General features: G+C 71.6%; 17 protein-coding genes. 4 read left to right on the forward strand and 13 right to left on the reverse strand.

Features of this window, described 5'->3' with window-relative positions:
- Both PSH25_RS17340 and disA read left to right on the forward strand, forming a co-directional pair.
- The coding region (locus PSH25_RS17340; protein ID WP_238660068.1) for a DNA repair protein RadA at nt 1-1,128 on the forward strand (1,128 nt) is incomplete at its 5' end.
- Nucleotides 1,129-1,259: 131 nt separating this feature from the next.
- Nucleotides 1,260-2,444 (forward strand): DNA integrity scanning diadenylate cyclase DisA, encoded by a 1,185-nt coding sequence (disA, locus tag PSH25_RS17345; RefSeq protein ID WP_030327921.1) that lies wholly within the window; start codon nt 1,260-1,262, stop codon nt 2,442-2,444.
- Nucleotides 2,445-2,450: 6 nt separating this feature from the next.
- Here the strand turns inward: disA and PSH25_RS17350 are convergent, their stop codons facing one another.
- The 3 genes from PSH25_RS17350 to PSH25_RS17360 form a co-directional block, all read right to left on the reverse strand.
- Nucleotides 2,451-3,167 carry a hypothetical protein gene (locus PSH25_RS17350; RefSeq protein WP_238660069.1) on the reverse strand — a complete coding sequence of 239 codons (717 nt, stop codon included), beginning with the start codon at nt 3,165-3,167 and terminating at the stop codon, nt 2,451-2,453.
- Nucleotides 3,168-3,273: 106 nt separating this feature from the next.
- Entirely contained in the window at nt 3,274-3,846 is a 573-nt protein-coding gene (locus PSH25_RS17355; protein ID WP_238660070.1) for a peptide deformylase, read from the reverse strand.
- Entirely contained in the window at nt 3,843-4,355 is a 513-nt protein-coding gene (locus tag PSH25_RS17360) for a glycine cleavage system transcriptional repressor (protein WP_238660071.1), read from the reverse strand. The genes PSH25_RS17355 and PSH25_RS17360 overlap by 4 nt, the downstream gene beginning before the upstream one ends.
- A 96-nt stretch (nt 4,356-4,451) precedes the next feature.
- Between PSH25_RS17360 and PSH25_RS17365 the strand changes: the two genes are divergently transcribed.
- Nucleotides 4,452-5,363 carry an iron-sulfur binding domain-containing protein gene (locus PSH25_RS17365; protein WP_238660072.1) on the forward strand — a complete coding sequence of 304 codons (912 nt, stop codon included), beginning with the start codon at nt 4,452-4,454 and terminating at the stop codon, nt 5,361-5,363.
- Nucleotides 5,364-5,795: 432 nt separating this feature from the next.
- Here the strand turns inward: PSH25_RS17365 and PSH25_RS17370 are convergent, their stop codons facing one another.
- The 3 genes from PSH25_RS17370 to lysS all read right to left on the reverse strand — a co-directional run bounded on the left by PSH25_RS17370 (nt 5,796) and on the right by lysS (nt 10,909).
- Complete coding sequence (locus tag PSH25_RS17370) at nt 5,796-8,339, reverse strand: ATP-dependent Clp protease ATP-binding subunit (protein ID WP_238660073.1); 2,544 nt, start codon at nt 8,337-8,339, stop codon at nt 5,796-5,798.
- 605 nt (nt 8,340-8,944) lie between these two features.
- The gene (locus PSH25_RS17375) at nt 8,945-9,289 is read right to left on the reverse strand and encodes a histone-like nucleoid-structuring protein Lsr2 (RefSeq protein WP_036392792.1); all 345 of its coding nucleotides are present in this window, start codon (nt 9,287-9,289) and stop codon (nt 8,945-8,947) included.
- Between the two features lie 111 nt (nt 9,290-9,400).
- Complete coding sequence (gene lysS / locus PSH25_RS17380) at nt 9,401-10,909, reverse strand: lysine--tRNA ligase (protein WP_238660074.1); 1,509 nt, start codon at nt 10,907-10,909, stop codon at nt 9,401-9,403.
- An 88-nt stretch (nt 10,910-10,997) separates the two neighbouring features.
- Here lysS and PSH25_RS17385 point away from each other — a divergent pair, with 88 nt between their 5' ends.
- A complete protein-coding gene (locus tag PSH25_RS17385; protein WP_238660075.1) occupies nt 10,998-11,738 on the forward strand; it encodes a class I SAM-dependent methyltransferase in 741 nt (246 codons plus the stop codon).
- Between the two features lie 36 nt (nt 11,739-11,774).
- Here PSH25_RS17385 and PSH25_RS17390 read toward each other — a convergent pair whose 3' ends face one another.
- The 7 genes from PSH25_RS17390 to PSH25_RS17420 form a co-directional block, all read right to left on the reverse strand.
- Nucleotides 11,775-12,533: a type III pantothenate kinase gene (locus tag PSH25_RS17390; RefSeq protein ID WP_238660076.1), complete on the reverse strand. Its 759-nt coding sequence runs from the start codon at nt 12,531-12,533 to the stop codon at nt 11,775-11,777.
- A gap of 17 nt (nt 12,534-12,550) precedes the next feature.
- Nucleotides 12,551-13,447: a carboxylating nicotinate-nucleotide diphosphorylase gene (gene nadC / locus PSH25_RS17395; RefSeq protein ID WP_238660077.1), complete on the reverse strand. Its 897-nt coding sequence runs from the start codon at nt 13,445-13,447 to the stop codon at nt 12,551-12,553.
- Nucleotides 13,444-15,138 carry an L-aspartate oxidase gene (locus tag PSH25_RS17400; protein ID WP_238660078.1) on the reverse strand — a complete coding sequence of 565 codons (1,695 nt, stop codon included), beginning with the start codon at nt 15,136-15,138 and terminating at the stop codon, nt 13,444-13,446. Before PSH25_RS17400 ends, nadC begins: the two co-directional genes overlap by 4 nt.
- A 98-nt stretch (nt 15,139-15,236) precedes the next feature.
- A complete protein-coding gene (locus PSH25_RS17405; protein WP_238660079.1) occupies nt 15,237-16,133 on the reverse strand; it encodes a septum formation family protein in 897 nt (298 codons plus the stop codon).
- 96 nt (nt 16,134-16,229) lie between these two features.
- Nucleotides 16,230-16,658 carry an aspartate 1-decarboxylase gene (gene panD, locus PSH25_RS17410; RefSeq protein ID WP_030327945.1) on the reverse strand — a complete coding sequence of 143 codons (429 nt, stop codon included), beginning with the start codon at nt 16,656-16,658 and terminating at the stop codon, nt 16,230-16,232.
- Between the two features lie 44 nt (nt 16,659-16,702).
- Nucleotides 16,703-17,551 carry a pantoate--beta-alanine ligase gene (panC, locus tag PSH25_RS17415; protein WP_238660080.1) on the reverse strand — a complete coding sequence of 283 codons (849 nt, stop codon included), beginning with the start codon at nt 17,549-17,551 and terminating at the stop codon, nt 16,703-16,705.
- A partial coding sequence (locus PSH25_RS17420) for a Rossmann-like and DUF2520 domain-containing protein (RefSeq protein WP_238660081.1) occupies nt 17,548-18,256 on the reverse strand: 709 nt, incomplete at its 5' end. The genes panC and PSH25_RS17420, both read right to left, overlap by 4 nt.

The following is an 18,256-nucleotide window of genomic DNA, read 5'->3' on the forward strand; positions in this document are numbered from 1 at the left end:
GGCGCCGTGGTGCTGCTCGCCGGCGAGCCCGGCGTGGGCAAGTCGACCCTCCTCCTGGATGTGGCGCAGCAGTGGGCGCTCGGCGCCGGCAGCCCCTCGCTGGTGGTCAGTGGCGAAGAGTCGGTCAGCCAGGTGCGCCTGCGCGCCGAGCGGATGGGCACCCTGCACGAGCAGCTCTACCTCGCTGCGGAGAGCGACCTGGCCTCGGTGCTCGGTCACCTCGACGCGGTCAAGCCGGGCCTGTTGGTGCTCGACTCGGTGCAGACCATTTCGACCAGCGGCACCGAGGGGGTGCCCGGTGGGGTGACCCAGGTCCGCGCGGTCACCGCCGCGCTGGTCTCGGTCGCCAAGGAGCGGGGCATCGCGACCGTGCTGGTCGGGCACGTCACCAAGGACGGCCAGGTGGCCGGGCCTCGGGTGCTGGAGCACCTGGTCGACGTGGTCCTGCACTTCGAGGGCGACAAGCACTCGTCGCTGCGCCTGGTGCGCGGCGTGAAGAACAGGTTCGGGGCGGCCGACGAGGTCGGCTGCTTCGAGATGCACGAGGGCGGCATCAGCAGCCTGGCCGACCCGTCCGGGTTGTTCCTGACCCGCTACGCGGAGCCGGTCCCGGGCACCTGCGTCACCGTGGCCATGGAGGGGCGGCGGGCCCTGGTCACCGAGGTGCAGGCGCTGATCGGCGCGACCGTGGCGGGCTCTCCCCGACGCACCGTCTCCGGTCTCGACTCGGCGCGACTGGCGATGGTGCTCGCGGTGCTGCAACGGCGCACCGAGCGGCTGACCCTCCACGACCGGGAGGTCTTCGCCGCCACCGTCGGCGGGATCCGGGTGGTCGAGCCGGCCGCCGACCTCGCGGTGGCCCTGGCGGTCGCCTCCGGCGGGCTCAACCTGGCGATCGCGCCGCACCTGGTGGCGATCGGTGAGGTGGGGCTGACCGGCGAGGTGCGCCGGGTCGGGGCGGTGCCGCGCCGGCTGGCCGAGGCGGCCCGGCTGGGGTTCAAGGTGGCCCTGGTGCCGCCCGGCTGCGGCCCGGCGAGCACCGGCGCCGGGCCCGGGCAGATGCAGGTGACCGAGGTCACCGACGTCCGTTCGGCCCTGCACCATGCGGCCCGCGCGTCCGCCGAGTGACCCACCGTGCCGACGAGGGCGGCGAAACCGGACAGCACGTCGCAAGCGGGAAACGTTGGAGAGGGCGGCATCGTGACACATCACAGTAACCACGACAGCACCCACCGCACGGCAGTCCGTAGACTGTGCCCGTGCCGATCGACCGCGATACCACCAAGCCAGCCGGCGCGCCGCCCCAGGCCCGCACCGGCGCCGTGGGCTCGCCCGCCCGCCCGATCAGCGTGAGCGTGACCGCGGGAGCCGCCGGGAGCGCCGGAGATCCGCTGCGGGCCAATCTCGCCCTGATGGCCCCGGGCACCGCCCTACGCGACGGCCTGGAGCGCATCCTGCGCGGCCGCACGGGCGCGCTCATCGTGCTCGGCTACGACAAGGTGGTCGAGGGCCTCTGCACCGGCGGCTTCCCGCTGGACGTGGAGTTCTCCGCGACCCGGGTGCGCGAGCTGTGCAAGATGGACGGCGCTGTCGTGCTCTCCAGCGACGGCACCAGGATCGTCCGGGCGGCCGTGCACCTGATGCCCGACCCGTCCATCCCGACGGAAGAGTCCGGCACCCGGCACCGCACCGCCGAGCGGGTGGCCCGCCAGACCGGCTACCCGGTCATCTCGGTCAGCCAGTCCATGCGGATCATCAGCCTCTACGTCAACGGCCAACGGCACGTGCTCGACGACTCGGCGGCCATCCTCTCCCGCGCCAACCAGGCGCTCGCCACCCTGGAGCGTTACAAGCTCCGGCTGGACGAGGTCTCCGGCACGCTCTCCGCCCTGGAGATCGAGGATCTGGTCACCGTGCGGGACGCGGTGGCAGTGGTGCAGCGACTGGAGATGGTTCGCCGGATCGCCGACGAGATCGCCGGTTACGTGGTGGAGCTGGGCACCGACGGCCGCCTGCTCGCCCTGCAACTCGACGAGCTGATGGCCGGCGTGGACGCCGACCGCACCCTGGTCATCCGGGACTACCTCCCCGTCGGCCGCAAGTCGCGCACCCTCGACGAGGCCCTCGTCGAGCTGGACCTGCTCGGTGCCACCGAGCTGATCGACCTGGTGTCGGTGGCCAAGGCGATCGGCTACCCGGCCGCGTCCGACGCGCTCGACGCCGCGGTCAGTCCGCGCGGCTTCCGACTGCTGGCCAAGGTGCCCCGGCTACCGGTGGCGGTGGTCGACCGCCTGGTGCTGCACTTCGGCAGCCTCCAGCGTCTGCTCGGCGCGACAGTGGAAGACCTGCAAGCCGTCGAAGGGGTCGGTGACGCCCGGGCCCGCGGCGTCCGTGAGGGGCTGTCCCGGCTCGCCGAGGCATCCATCCTGGAACGCTACGTCTGACCCGCCTCAGCCGGTGACGGTGAGCTTCACCGGGTCGCTGAGCTTCGTACCGACCCGGGCGAACACCTGGTACGACCCGACCGGCGCGAACGGCCCGGCGGCCAGCGCACCGTCACAGCGGCTGGTGTCGCGCCCGTTCCACGGCACCTGGTAGGAGCGCTCGAAGTTCGGCGTGAAGGACTGCACGTCCGAGCCCACGACCTTGCCGCAGGTGTCCGACGACCAGACCTTCTCGGCACCGGACTTGATGAAGATCTCCTGAAGGTCGGCACCGACGTTGCGACTGCACGTCCGGTCCGACGTGTTCTTGATCCTCAGTTGCAGCTCGACCACCGCGCCCCGCTGCACCGAGGTCGGGCTCGCCGACGAGACCACGCTGATCTCTTCGTCGGTGCAGGTGCCGTCGTCCTCCGAGCCGGCCGCCGCGCCCAGCGGCGGTGTGTTGCTGGTGATCGCCGGGCTGGGATTCGTCGCACCCGAATCGGCGGACGCCGACGATGACGGACCCCCGGTCTGCGGTGTCAGCACCGGCCCGCCGGGACCAGACGTCGCGGCGGACGTCGCCGACGGCGAGCCTCCCGCCTTCGGCTCCGGACCGCCGGAACCACCCGAACCGGTGCAGGAGTAGAGCAGGACAATCAGGAACAGAAACCCCGCTCCGAGTACGACGGCGCGACGCCGCCAATACACGGCGGGTGGCAGGGGGCCGACCGTCAGACGCATGATGCCCTCCACCGTAGCCGCGCCGTACCCGGCAGTGCGGCGCGACGCGCCGGAACCGATTCGAGGGGTAGGCCCGACCCTCCACTGAGGACAGACGGCTCACCGATCACAGGTAGACCTTGCGCTGGTAGACCGCGTGCGCACCGGCCACCCGGTCCAGGAAGAGTAGCCCCGCGCAGTGGTCGATCTCGTGCTGCAACGCCCGAGCCTCGAAGCCGTCGGTCACCAGCCGGACCGGCTCGCCGCTGCCCGGCAGGTCACCCTCGACCACCAGCCGGCTGGCCCGCTTCACGTCCCCGGTCAGGTCCGGCACCGACATGCAGCCCTCCCGGCCCGGCTTCCACCGCGTCGCCTCGACCACCCGCGCGTTGCACAACACGAAGGTGCCGTGCACCGTCACCGCCTTCGGGTGCCCGGTCACGTCGACGGCGAAGACCCGAGCGCCCACCCCGACCTGCGGCGCGGCCAGCCCGACACAGCCCGGCGAGACCCTCATGGTGGCTATCAGGTCGGCCGCGAGTTGGACCGTCTCCTTTGCCGTGGGGTCGACCTCGTCCGCGGCCCGACTCAGCACCGGGTGCGGGGCGGACACCACCGCCCGCACCTCGCCCGGCACGTCCAGCGACTCCGGTGTCCAGTCCCCCAGGCCGACGTCCGGCCCACGTTCCTCGCCGGTCACAACAGATCCGGGTCCGCCGGCCGGAGGGTGACCTCCACGCCCAGCTCCGCAGCCGTCCGGTGCAGCCGGTCGATCAGGGTGTCCGCCACACCGGCCGGCAACTCGACCTCCGCCAGGACCACGTAGAGCGCGCCGGTCAACCGGGTACTCAGGTCGGTGACATTCCCCCCGGCATCCACAAGCACCCGCGTCATCGCCGCGACGATCCCCATCCGGTCCGAACCGTGCACCGCCATCACGTACGGCTCACCCGCTGGAGGCACATCACCGTCCGGGGTGACCGCGCGTACCGTCGCCAGCAGTTGGCCCTCGGCGGCCAGCGGCGCCAGCGCGGCCTCGACCTCGGCGGCGGCCGGACCGGTGCAGATGAGGGTCATCGCGAAATGCCCCCGCAGCCGCGTCATCGTGCTGTCGGTGAGGTTCGCGCCCAGTCGGGCCAGCACCTCGGCGACGTCGGCCACGATGCCCGGCCGGTCCCGACCGATGACGGTGATCGCGAGCTCGTTCATCCGCGCATTCTCCCCCGTCCGCCCAACGACGACGTGGCACCCCGCCCGAGCCGCCCACCCAACGGGAACGCCGGGCGTGACATCATCGACGACGCCATGACTCAACCCGACTTCGCCACCCTGGTCAGCCGGTGGTTCCAGCAGCACGCCCGTGACCTGCCGTGGCGCGAGCCCGGGGTCACCCCGTGGGCCATCCTGGTCAGCGAGGTCATGCTCCAGCAGACCCCCGTGGTCCGGGTGGTGCCGGCCTGGCAGGCATGGCTGGCCCGCTGGCCGGAGCCGGCCGCGTTGGCGGCGGACACCCCGGCCGAGGCGATTCGGATGTGGGGACGCCTCGGCTACCCCCGCCGGGCGGTCCGGCTACGCGAGTGCGCGGTCGTGATCGTCGACCGGCACGGCGGCCAGGTGCCGGACCGGCTGGAGCAACTGCTGGCACTGCCCGGCGTCGGCACCTACACGGCGCGGGCGGTGGCCGCCTTCGCGTACGGGCAGCGGCACCCGGTCGTCGACACCAACGTACGCCGGGTCGTGTGCCGGGCGGTGGCCGGCGAACCGGACGCCGGACCGGTCACCCGACCGGCCGATCTGGTCGCCACCGAAGAGCTGCTCCCCACGGAACCCGCCGCGGCGGCGCTGGCCAGCGCCGCGTTCATGGAACTGGGCGCGGTGATCTGCACCGCCCGGTCACCGCGCTGCACGGCCTGCCCCGTCGAGTCGGTCTGCGCCTGGCGGACGTCCGGCCAGGAGGCGCCCGCGGGGCCAACCCGCCGACCCCAGCGGTACGCGGGCACCGACCGACAGGTCCGCGGCCTGCTGCTCGGAGTGCTCCGGGACAGCACCGGGCCGGTCCCACACCAGCGGCTGGACCAGGTCTGGACCGACGACGTGCAACGCGCCCGCGCCCTCGCCGGCCTGGTGCAGGACGGGCTGGTCGAACCCGCCGGCACCGACTCCTTCCGCCTGGTCGGTGACGGCCCGTCCCTCCCCACCGCCGACCTCACCACCTGACCCGCCCCACCACTGAGGGTTGGCCACCGTGCTCCACGCGAGCGGATGTGCGGCCTGCGGGTCGCTGCGGGCGATGCTCCTGCCGCAGGGCGCACGGTGGTTGACGCCCGGAGCGCGGCGCATCTCACCCCAAGATCGTGCCCGATCCTGGATGTGGTGGTATCGGCCGCGCCGGATGCCACTACATCCAGGAAGTTGCGCGATCTTGCCGAACGTGGCGACGCGAACGCGGGACGCTGCTCGGCCCGGCGCTGATCGGCGGCCTGGTGACCTGGTCCTGGCAGCGGGTGCCGGGCAGCGCGCGGGCTCGGAGGGTGGCGGCTGGCGTGGACGCGGCGGCTTCGAGCGGGGGCAGGCGGGTGTGACCTGGGGACGCAAAAGGCGGGGCCCCGATGGCTCACGCCACCGGGGCCCCGGCCACTGCTGGTTGTGTTACTCGTCCACGCCTGCGGCGGCGGTGCCAGCGGCAGTGCCACCGAGGTCGGCCGGGACGGCGTCCGGAACTTCAACCGGCTTGTCCGAGCCCCGGAAGACGAGCTTGGAGTTGTCGATGTCGTCCGGGTCGCCTTCGCAGTCGACCACGACGATCTGACCAGGGGTCAGCTCGTTGAACAGGATCCGCTCGGAGAGGTTGTCCTCGATGTCGCGCTGGATCGTGCGACGAAGCGGACGGGCACCCAGCACCGGGTCGAAGCCCTTCGCGGACAGGTACTTCTTGGCGTTGTCGGTCAGCTCCAGACCCATGTCCTTGTTCCGCAGCTGGCCCTCGATCCGCTGGATCATGATGTCCACGATCGAGAGGATCTCGCTCTGGCGCAGCTGGTGGAAGACGATGGTGTCGTCGATCCGGTTGAGGAACTCAGGCCGGAAGTGCTGCTTGAGCTCGTCGTTGACCTTCTGCTTCATCCGGTCGTAGTTGGACTCGGAGTCCTCCGACTGCTGGAAGCCCAGCGACACCGCCTTGGCGACGTCTCGGGTGCCCAGGTTGGTGGTCAGGATGATGACCGTGTTCTTGAAGTCCACGATCCGACCCTGACCGTCGGTGAGCCGACCGTCTTCGAGGATCTGCAGGAGCGTGTTGAACACGTCCGGGTGGGCCTTCTCGATCTCGTCGAAGAGGACCACCGAGAACGGCCGACGCCGCACCTTCTCGGTCAGCTGCCCGCCCTCGTCGTAGCCGACGTAGCCGGGAGGGGCACCCACGAGCCGGGAGACCGTGTAACGGTCGTGGAACTCGGACATGTCCAGCTGGATGAGGGCGTCCTCGCTGCCGAAGAGGAACTCGGCGAGCGCCTTGGACAGCTCGGTCTTACCGACACCGGACGGGCCGGCGAAGATGAACGAGCCCGACGGGCGCTTCGGGTCCTTCAGGCCGGCCCGGGTACGCCGGATCGCCTTCGAGACCGCCTTGACCGCGTCCTCCTGGCCGATGACGCGCTTGTGCAGCTCGTCCTCCATGCGCAGCAGGCGCGAGGTCTCCTCCTCGGTCAGCTTGTAGACCGGGATGCCGGTCCAGTTGCCGAGCACCTCGGCGATCTGCTCGTCGTCAACCTCGCTGACGACGTCCAGGTCACCGGCCTTCCACTCCTTCTCCCGCTGAGCCTTCTGGCCCAGGAGCTGCTTCTCCTTGTCGCGCAGCTGGGCGGCGCGCTCGAAGTCCTGCGCGTCGATCGCGGACTCCTTGTCGCGACGCACCTGGGCGATGCGCTCGTCGAAGTCACGCAGGTCTGGCGGCGCGGTCATCCGACGGATCCGCATCCGGGCACCGGCCTCGTCGATCAGGTCGATCGCCTTGTCCGGCAGGAAGCGGTCGGAGATGTACCGGTCGGCCAGGGTCGCGGCAGCCACGAGAGCTGCGTCGGTGATGCTCACCCGGTGGTGAGCCTCGTAGCGGTCACGCAGGCCCTTGAGGATCTCGATGGTGTGGGCCAGCGACGGCTCACCCACCTGGATCGGCTGGAAGCGGCGCTCGAGAGCGGCGTCCTTCTCCAGGTGCTTGCGGTACTCGTCGAGCGTGGTGGCACCGATGGTCTGCAGCTCACCACGGGCCAGCATCGGCTTGAGGATGCTCGCGGCGTCGATCGCGCCCTCGGCGGCACCCGCACCCACCAGGGTGTGGATCTCGTCGATGAACAGGATGATGTCGCCGCGGGTGCGGATCTCCTTGAGCACCTTCTTGAGGCGCTCCTCGAAGTCACCGCGATAGCGGGAACCGGCGACGAGCGCGCCCAGGTCGAGCGTGTAGAGCTGCTTGTCCTTGAGGGTCTCGGGCACCTCGCCCTTGATGATCTTCTGGGACAGGCCCTCCACCACGGCGGTCTTACCGACGCCGGGCTCACCGATCAGGACCGGGTTGTTCTTGGTACGGCGGGAGAGCACCTGCATGACCCGCTCGATTTCCTTCTCGCGCCCGATGACCGGGTCGAGCTTGCCCTCGCGGGCGGCCTGAGTCAGGTTGCGGCCGAACTGGTCCAGCACCAGGCTGGTCGACGGCGCGGCCTCACCCGGCGCGGCGCCCGCAGCAGCAGGCTCCTTGCCCTGGTAGCCGGAGAGCAGCTGGATCACCTGCTGGCGGACCCGGTTGAGGTCGGCGCCGAGCTTGACCAGCACCTGGGCGGCGACGCCCTCGCCCTCACGGATCAGCCCGAGCAGGATGTGCTCCGTGCCGATGTAGTTGTGGCCGAGCTGCAGCGCCTCGCGCAGCGACAGCTCCAGCACCTTCTTGGCCCGCGGCGTGAACGGAATGTGCCCGCTCGGCGCCTGCTGGCCCTGGCCGATGATCTCCTCGACCTGCTGGCGGACGCCCTCCAGGGAGATGCCGAGGCTCTCCAGGGCCTTTGCCGCGACGCCTTCACCTTCGTGGATCAGGCCCAGCAGGATGTGTTCCGTACCGATGTAGTTGTGGTTGAGCATCCGGGCCTCTTCTTGGGCCAGGACGACAACCCGTCGCGCTCGGTCGGTGAACCGCTCGAACATGCCCTCGTGCTCCTCACGTGCCGTGCGCCTTGATGGTCAAGATCTTGGCGGGGCCGGTGCACGAACGTCCAGGACGGGCGTCCGTGCCTCCTTACTCTATCGTCGCTGACCGACTCAGCTGAGGTCGTGTGTCTCTGGTCTGGGTCGGTTCCACGTCGTTTTGAACAACCGTCCGCGCTCAGGAGGTGTTCCGGTAGCCCTGTCGCTACGCGCAGAGCGAAATCCGACTGGCTCCACGGAAGCCCGATCCGGGGTCCGGAGGCGTTCCGGGAGGCTCCGGGAGGGCGGACCGGCGGCCGCGGCGAGCGCCGCGCCCGGCCCTGGGGGACGTTGTCCACAGGCTGTGGATAGCTGTTCCACTGGTTGTGGACAACGTCGGTCGGCCCGGAATGCTTCCCGGCCCCGAACCGGCACGACGACGCCCCCCGGAACGGGCCCGGCGACGCGGCCCGGAACGACCCGGCTGGGCCGCCCCGAAACGGCGATACCACCCCAGACGGGGCACGGCGACGTCGCCCGGATACGGCGACGCCGGCCCGGAGAACTCCTCCGGCCCGGCGTCGGTGTCGCCTGCGGTGGCGGCTGGCCACCAAGTTGCTGACGGATCAGCGCTTCGCGTGGAACTCGTCCACGATCTCCTGCGGGATACGACCCCGGTCCGAGATGTCCTTGCCGGCCTTCTTGGCCCACTCCCGGATCGCCTTGTTCTGCTCCCGATCGGCGGTCGCGCCACCCCGGCCGCGGGCAGCCCGCCCACCGATCACGACACCGCCCCGGCCGACCTTGGTGCCGGCGCCGACGTACGAGGCAAATGCATCGCGCAATTTCGCGGCGTTGGCGCTCGACAGGTCGATCTCGTACTGAACGCCGTCGAGGGCGAACTTGACGGTCTCGTCCGCGTCCCCGCCGTCCAGGTCATCGACCAGCTTGTGAATGATCTGCTTGGCCACGTCCCACATTCCTTTCGAGCAGGGTGCTCCTGCTAACGAGAGCACAATAACCCGCGCGCCGCTCGTCGCGTCAATAGGACCCGGTTACGGCTCGGCGTGAGCCTGGGCGGACTACTCCGGGCGGACCAACGGGAAGAGGATCGTTTCCCGAATTCCGAGGCCGGTCAGGGCCATCAAGAGCCGGTCGATTCCCATTCCCATACCGCCGGCCGGCGGCATTCCATACTCCATCGCCCGAAGAAAGTCCTCGTCGAGACGCATCGCCTCGTCGTCGCCACGGGCGGCCAACTGCGCCTGGGCGACCAGTCGCTCGCGCTGCACGATCGGGTCGACCAGCTCGGAGTACCCGGTGCCCAGCTCGAAGCCGAGCACGTAGAGGTCCCACTTCTCGGTTAGCCCCGGCTCGCTGCGGTGCGCCCGGGTCAGCGGGCTGGTCTCCTCCGGGTAGTCCCGCACGAAGGTGGGCGCCTCCAGGCCGGGGACGACCAGTTCCTCGAACAACTCCTCGGCCAGCTTGCCCGGGCCCCACTTCGGGTCCACGGCCAATCCCACCTTGTCCGCGTACTCCACCAGGCGTGCGCGTTCGGTGCGGACGGTGACCTCCTCGCCCAGCGCTTCGGAAAGCGCGCCGAACAGTGTGATGGACCGCCACTCGCCGCCCAGGTCGAACTCCCGCCCGTCGGCATGGGTCACCACCGTCGAGCCGCTGACCGCGATCGCCGCCTGTTGCACGAGATTACGGGTCAGCTCGCCGATCGTGTCGTAGTCGCCGTACGCCTGGTACGTCTCCAGCATCGCGAACTCCGGCGAGTGCGAAGAGTCGACACCCTCATTACGGAAGTTGCGGTTGATCTCGAAGACGCGGTCGACACCGCCGACCACAGCGCGCTTGAGAAACAGTTCCGGAGCGATTCGCAGATACAGATCGGTGTTCAACGCATTGCTGTGGGTCACGAACGGTCGGGCCGCCGCGCCCCCATGCAGCAGTTGCAACATCGGCGTTTCCACCTCGATGAAGCCCTGCCCGTGCAGTGAATCGCGCAGACTGCGTACGGCAGCGGCCCGGGTGCGCACCATCTCCCGTGCCTGCGGCCGGACAATCAGGTCGACGTAACGCTGCCGAACGCGCGCCTCCTCGGAGAGGGGCTTGTGGGCCACCGGCAACGGTCGCAGCGCCTTGGCGGTCATCTCCCACCGCTCGGCCAGCACCGACAGCTCACCCCGGCGGCTGGTGATCACCTCACCGGTGACGCCGACGTGGTCACCCAGGTCGACGAGGCGCTTCCACGCCTCCAGCCGCTCCGGTCCGACCCGGTCCAGGGAGAGCATCGCCTGCAACTCGGTGCCGTCGCCGTCCCGGAGGGTCGCGAAGCAGAGCTTCCCCGTGTTGCGTACGAAGATCACTCGACCGGTGACCGCGACCTGGTCGCCGGTCGCGGTGTCGGTCGGCAGGTCGGCGTAGGCCGCCCGGACCTGCGCCAGGGTGGTGGTGCGGGGGAAGCCGATCGGGTAGGGCTCGACGCCCTCGGCGAGCATCCGGTCCCGCTTCTCCCGGCGGACCTTCATCTGCTCGGGAAGGTCGTCGGCGGGGTCCACTGGCACGGGGTTCTGCTCGCTCACGGCACGCTTCCTCGTCACGGAGATACAGGGGGTCAGGCCCGAGCGTACTCAAGCGGTCCGGAGGCTGTTACGGGATAACCTGCCCGTCATGGTCGATCACACTCACGCCCTGTCATTCGGTGTCGCTGCGAGTGATTACGACCGCTTTCGACCACGTTATCCCGAGGCCGCGGTCCGCTGGTCGCTCGACGGGCTGAGCGACGCCCGGGTGGTCGATCTCGCGGCGGGCACCGGCATCCTGACCCGTGCTGTGCTGGCCCTGGGCCACGAGGTCGTACCGGTGGAGCCCGATCCGGGGATGCGGGCGCAGCTCGCCGCCAGCACCCCGGGCACGACGGCGCTGGCGGGCAGTGCGGAGGCCGTACCGTTGCCCGACTCGGCGGCGGACGCGGTGCTGGCGGGGACGGCGTACCACTGGTTCGACCGGGAGCCCGCGCACGCCGAGATCGCCCGGGTGCTCCGTCCCGGCGGCACCTTCGCCCCCATCTGGAACATCCGGGACGACAGCGTCGACTGGGTGGCCGAGCTGGGTCGGATCGCCCATTTCGGGGACAACTCGGCCCGCGTGGTCGTCGGCGACCACCCCGACTTCGGCCCCGCGTTCGACGCCATCGAGCAGCGCGAGTTCACGCACCGCACCACGCTCACCCCGGACGAGCTGCTCGGGATGGTCCGCACCCGTTCGTACTGGCTCACCGCGTCCACCGACGATCAGCGGCGGGTCGAGCGGGAGCTGACCGAACTCCTGAACACCCACCCCGACCTGGCTGGCCGGGACACCATCGAGCTGCCGTACCGGACACTGGTGCTGCGCGCCCGGCGGCGCTGACGCCCGCACGGAGGCCGGCCCCGACGGCGGCCGGGGTCACAGGTTGCGTTCGTAGACCATCCGCAGGCCGATCAGCGTGATCATGGGCTCGTGGTGGGTGATGCTGCGACACTCGTTGATCACCAGGGAGGCGAGGCCGCCGGTGGCGATCACCGCCCGCACCTCGCCCAGCTCCTCGGTCATCCGCTCGACGATCCGGTCCACCTGCCCGGCGAAGCCGAAGTACAGGCCGGCCTGGAGGCACTCCACGGTGTTCTTGCCGATCACCGAGCGGGGCTTGGTGGCCTCGACCTTGCGCAGTTGCGCGGCCCGGGCGGCCAGCGCGTCGAAGGAGATCTCGATGCCCGGGGCGAACGCGCCGCCGAGGAACTCACCGCGCTCGCTGATCACGTCGAAGTTCGTGGTGGTGCCGAAGTCAACCACGATCGACGGGCCGCCGTAGAGGGTGTACGCGGCCAGGGTGTTCACCACCCGGTCGGCGCCGACCTCCTTCGGGTTGTCGATCGCCAACTGCACCCCGGTCCGCACTCCCGGCTCGACCACCACGCTCGGCAGGTCGGCGTAGTAACGCTTGAGCATGGTGCGCAGCGACCGCAGCGCCGCCGGCACCGTGGAGCAGGCGGCCACACCGGTGATCTCGACGTTGTCCCCGGCGAGCAGACCCCGGAACATCAGGCCCAGCTCGTCCGCCGTCGAGCGGGCATCGGTCTTGATCCGCCAGGAGTGCACCAGCTTGTCGCCGTCGAACGTCGCCAGCACGGTGTTGGTGTTTCCGATGTCGATGCAGAGCAGCACGCACGCAGCCTAGACAACTACTCGGTGCGCAGGTCCAGCGCGATGTCCAGGATCGGCGACGAGTGGGTCAGCGCGCCCACCGAGAGGAAGTCGACGCCGGTCGCCGCGTACCGGCCGGCCACCTCCAGGGTCAGCCCGCCGGTCGCCTCCAGCTCCGCCCGGTCACCCACCGCGGCCACCGCCTCGGCCAGCACCTCCGGCGTCATGTTGTCGCAGAGCAGGAAGTCCGCCCCGGCCTCCACCGCCTCCACCGCCTCGCCGACAGTGGTCACCTCGACCTGCACCGGCACCTCCGGGAACGCCTCCCGGACCCGCCGGTAGGCCGCCGTGATGCTCCCGGCCGCCAGCTTGTGGTTGTCCTTGATCATGGCCACGTCGTAGAGGCCCATCCGCTTGTTGGTGCCGCCGCCGGCCCGCACGGCGTACTTCTCCAGCGCCCGCAGGCCCGGCGTCGTCTTGCGGGTGTCCAGCACCATCGCCTTCGTGCCGGCCAGCGCGTCCGCCCAGGCCCGGGTGTGGGTGGCCACCCCGGACATCCGGCAGAGCAGGTTGAGCGCCGTCCGCTCGGCAGTCAGCAGCAGCCGGGTCGGGCCGGTCACGGTCGCCAGCACGTCGCCGCGGGCCACCCGCTCGCCGTCGCGGGCCAGCACCGACACCTCGACGGTACGACCGAAGCCCGTCACCTCGCCCACCAGCTCGAACACGGCGGCGGCCACCGCCATCCCGGCCACCACCCCGTCCGCGCGGGCCACCAGGTCGGCGGTGTCGGTCTGCTCCGCCGGGATGGTGGCCACGCTTGTGACGTCCAGGAAATCCGGGCCCAGATCCTCGACCAGCGCGCCCTCGATCACCTGCCGGACCAACGCCGGATCCAGCCCAGCCGCCCGCAACGCCGCCTGCGTCGACTCGATCATGACTTGTCCTCCCACTGTTGCGTCACCCGGCCCTGCGCTCCGACGGCCCCGACCAGATGGCCCAGCCACCGTTCGTCGGCCGTCGGGAAGTCCTCCCGCCAGTGGCAACCCCGGGTCTCACCACGGGCGTACGCGGCGGCGACAAGCGTCGACGCCACGGTCAGCAGGTTCGTCGCCTCCCAGTCGGCGGTCCGTGGCCGGCCCCGGGCAACGCCCAACTCGGTCAACGTCCCGGCCGTGTCGGCCAGCGTCGCCGCGGATCGGAGCACCCCGGCCCCCCGGGTCATCGCCCGTTGCAGGGTCGGCGTCACCTCCGCGGGCAGCACCCAGCCGGTACCCCCGCGCCAGGCGCCGGTGTCCGCCGGCTGAGCCTGCTCGGGCAGGCCGGCCGCGATGTCCTCGGCGATCCGCCGGGAGAAGACCAGACCCTCCAGCAGCGAGTTGCTGGCCAGTCGGTTCGCGCCGTGCACGCCCGTGCAGGCCACCTCACCGCAGGCGTACAGGCCGGGTATGGAGGTACGGCCGCGCAGATCGGTCCGGACCCCGCCGGAGGCGTAGTGGGCGGCGGGCGCGACCGGGATCAGGTCGGTCGCCGGGTCGACGCCGATCGCCAGGCAGGACGCCACGATGGTGGGGAACCGCCCGGCGAGGAAGTCGCCGCCCAGGTGCCGCGCGTCGAGGAAGACGTGGTCCGCGCCGGTGGCCAGCAACACCCGGTGGATGCCCTTGGCCACCACGTCCCGGGGTGCCAGCTCGGCCAACTCGTGCTGGCCCACCATGAACCGCTTGCCGTCGGAGTCCACCAGGTACGCGCCCTCGCCGCGCAGCGCCTCGGAGACCAGCGGCTGCTGTGCGTGCCCGGCACCGGGCACCCCCGCGCCGGGCGGGGTGATCAGGGCGGTCGGGTGGAACTGGACGAACTCCACGTCGGTCACCGCCGCGCCGGCCCGCAACGCCAGCGCCACCCCGTCCCCGGTGGAGACCGCCGGGTTGGTGGTGGCCGAGAAGATCTGCCCCATCCCGCCGGTGGCGAGCACCACCGCACGGGCCAGCAGCGCGCCGACGCCGTCCTCGCTGCCCTCACCCAACACGTGCAGGGTGATCCCGCAGGCCGGGCCGAGCCCATCCGGGCCGTCGCCGGGCGCGCGCAGCAGGTCCAGCACGAGGGCGTGCTCGACCAGCCGGATCCACGGGTCGCGCTGCACCGCGGCGTGCAGAGCCCGCTGCACCTCCGCGCCGGTGGCGTCCCCGCCGGCGTGCACGATCCGGTCCGCCCGGTGCCCGCCCTCGCGGGTCAGCATCAGCGAACCATCCGGGTGACGATCGAACTCGGCGCCGATCCGCATCAGCTCACGGAGCCGGGTCGGGCCCTCCTCGACCAGCACCCGGACCGCCGCCGGGTCGCACAGCCCCACCCCGGCGACCTCGGTGTCCCGGGCATGGGCTGCCGGGGTGTCGGCCGGGTCGAGCACGGCGGCGATGCCGCCCTGCGCCCACCGGGTCGAGCCGTCGTCAATGTTGACCTTGGTTACCACCGTGACGTGCAGACCCGCCTCTCGCAGGTGCAGCGCCGCGGTCAACCCGGCCACGCCGGAACCCACCACGATCACGTCGGTGGTCTCCACCCAGCCGGGCGCGGGCGCGGCCAGCAACGCGGGCAGGGCAGGCAGGTCGACGGTCGGTAGGTCCATTCCCCCAGTCAACCCGAACCATCCTCGCCCGGGGCGGCGGGGGCGGGACGAGTGTTTTGGGCGACCCCGTCCGGCGCGCGCCGCGCGTCAGCCCGTGCTCACTTCGTCCGGACCGGCAGCCCGGCCGGGCCCACGCCCTTCAGCGAGGCGGTCACCGTACGGTGGCTGAGCCACAGATAGCAGCGGACGCCCCGATCACCGACCTTCCAGCGCCCCGCCCCCGGCGGTCGGACCACCACCCCGCTGCGGACGCGCAGCTCGGTGTCGTCCGGAACGCCCACGTACCGGGCCAGGACGCTGCGACAACCCGTGTAGAGCGGCGCCCAGTCGGCATCCCGGGTCGGGTACGCCTTGTCCGGAGCGCGCCACACCCCGACGAACTCGGCGTCGTGCTGTTTGCCGCACTCCACCGGGGTCAGCGTCTGCACCCCCCGGCCGGCGCCACCGCGGGTCTGCTGGCAACCGAGGCGCAGCCCGGTGGGCCCCTTCAACGCGTCCCGCAGGCTGCCCGACCGGACCACCACGGTGGCCGCCGCCTCGACCGTGGTCAACTCGGTGAGGTCGCACCGGAACCACCGGGAACCCGCCGCCCAGCCCGGCCCGTTGGGCAGCGCCACGGACAGCCGCAGCCGGCCCGCCCGCCAGTCGTCACCCACGTAGCCGGTCGCCCGGGTGTCGCACTCGGCGAACGCGCCCCGCAGCTCCGGTGAGCCACCCGCCGGAGCGGTCGTCCGCTCGGCTGGGAACACCCCGACATGCACGGTCTCCAGGCGGTGCGGCCCGGCGCAGTCCACCGGCTCGTAACTGGCCAGGCTGACCAGATCGGTGAAGTCGGCGGCGTGACACACACCGGCGGCCGGGGTGAACGCCGACGCTGCCGGCATCGCCGCCCAGTCGTCGGTCAGATCACCGTCCAGGCCCCCGGACCCGGCACAGCCCACCAGCAGCGCCGCCGTGGCAACAGCGGCGAACAGGGTCGTCATGGCACGGCGCATCGCGGCCTCCCCCAGCCACCGACCGGCTTCCGCCAGCGTGCCCAGGGTAACCGGAAATGACCTTCCGGTAACAGACCGGAATCGCGGTACGCGGGATCAGACTCCGGACACGGCCAGCGGGCTGGGCACCGGGTTCCCGGCCGTGCCGGGCGCCGCCGCAGCCGGATCGGCACCCAACTCGATCACCCGGTTGTCGGCGTCGACGTGCACGACCCGTGGCCGGTAGGACCGGGCCTCGGCGTCGTCCATCTGCCCGTACGAGATCAGGATGACCAGGTCACCGGGGTGCACCAGGTGCGCGGCGGCACCGTTGATGCCGATCACGCCGCTGCCCCGCTCGCCCGGGATCACGTAGGTCTCCAGACGGGCGCCATTGGTGATGTCCACGATCGCCACCTGCTCGCCGGGGAGCAGGTCGGCGGCGTCGAGCAGATCCTCGTCCACCGTCACCGAACCGACGTAGTGCAGGTCGGCCTGGGTCACCGTGGCCCGGTGGATCTTCGACTTGAGCATGGTCCGCAACATCGGGGTGGCCTTTCGCGGGATTGGTGGAGGGTGGTGCGGCCGGGTCACGGACGCGGTGCGAGGTGGATCGCCGCGTTGTCGATCAACCGGGTGGCGCCCACCCAGCCGGCGATCACCAGCCGGGCCGGCCCGGACACCGGCCCCGGTTCCAACTCGGGATCGGTGAGCACCAGGTAGTCGAGGCGGGCACCGGGCGTACCGGCCCCGAACGCGGCGTGCGCGGCGGTCAGCACCGCCCCCGCGTCCAGGCCGTCGTCGGCGGCCCGCGCACCGGCCCGCAGCGCGGCGGACAGACTCAGCGCGGCGGCCCGCTCCGGCTCGCTCAGGTAACGGTTGCGGCTGGAAAGCGCCAGCCCGTCCGGCTCCCGGACGGTCGGCACGCCGACCACCTCGACCGGCACGTCCAGGTCACGGGCCATCCGCCGGACGAGGGTGAGCTGCTGGTAGTCCTTCTCGCCGAAGAACGCCAGGTCCGGCCGGGTGAGCTGGAGCAGCTTCAACACCACGGTGAGGACGCCGTGGAAGAAGCCGGGACGACTCGCCCCCTCCAGCTCCGCGCCGAGCGGGCCCGGGTCGAGGCGTACGCGGGGCTGCCCGTCCGGGTACATGTCCGCCACCGACGGGGCGAAGACCAGATCGGCGCCCGCCCGCCGGCACACCTCCAGGTCGGCGTCGAGGGTGCGCGGGTAGCGGTCGAAGTCCTCGTTCGGCCCGAACTGCAACGGGTTCACGAAGATCGTCACCAGCACGTGGTCGGCCTGTTCCCGGGCCGCGCGCAGCAACGTCTCGTGCCCGGAGTGCAGCGCGCCCATGGTCATCACCACCCCGACCGTGCCCTTCAGCCCGGCCCGCGCCTCGGCCAACTCGGCGCGCGTGTGCACGAGCTGGGTCATGCCGCCACCTCCCGGCCGCTGTCGGCCAGCACGCCGAGCAGCGACTGCGCGTCCACCGGCCGCAGCCGGCCGGCGGCGATCGCCCGGTCGGCGGTACGACGGGCCAGCGCCAGGTACGCCGGGACGGACTCCGGTGCGGTGGCCGCCAACCGGGCCAGGTGTCGCTGCACGGTGCCCGCGTCGCCACGGGAGACCGGGCCGGTCAACGCGTCGTCGCCGAGCCGCAGCGCGTTCTCCAGGGCGGCCCGCAGCAGCGGGGCGAGCACCTTCTCCGGCCGGGACACCCCGGCGTCCCGCAACCGGTCGGTCGCCTCGTTGACCAGGGTCACCAGGTGGTTCGCGCCGTGGGCCAGCGCGGCGTGGTAGAGCGGGCGATCCGACTCGGCCACCCACTCGGGCACGCCACCGAGGTCGGCGACCAGCCGGGCGGCCAGCGGGCGCAACTCCGCCGGGGCGGTCACCCCGTACGAGATGCCGTCCAGCCGGGCCAGGTCGTCTGGCGTACCGGTGAAGGTCATCGCCGGGTGCAGGGCGAGCGGTCGGGCGCCGGCCTCGACGGCCGGGGCCAGCACGGCCAGGCCGTGTGCTCCCGAGGTGTGCGCGACGATCTGGCCCGGGCGCAACGCGCCCCGCTCCGCGAGGTCGGCCACCACACCGGCCAGCGTGTCGTCCGGTACCGCGATCAGCAGCAGGTCGGCGGCGGCG

Origin of the sequence: Micromonospora foliorum (assembly GCF_022229015.1) — a bacterium.
Taxonomy (GTDB): Bacteria; Actinomycetota; Actinomycetes; order Mycobacteriales; family Micromonosporaceae; genus Micromonospora; species Micromonospora foliorum.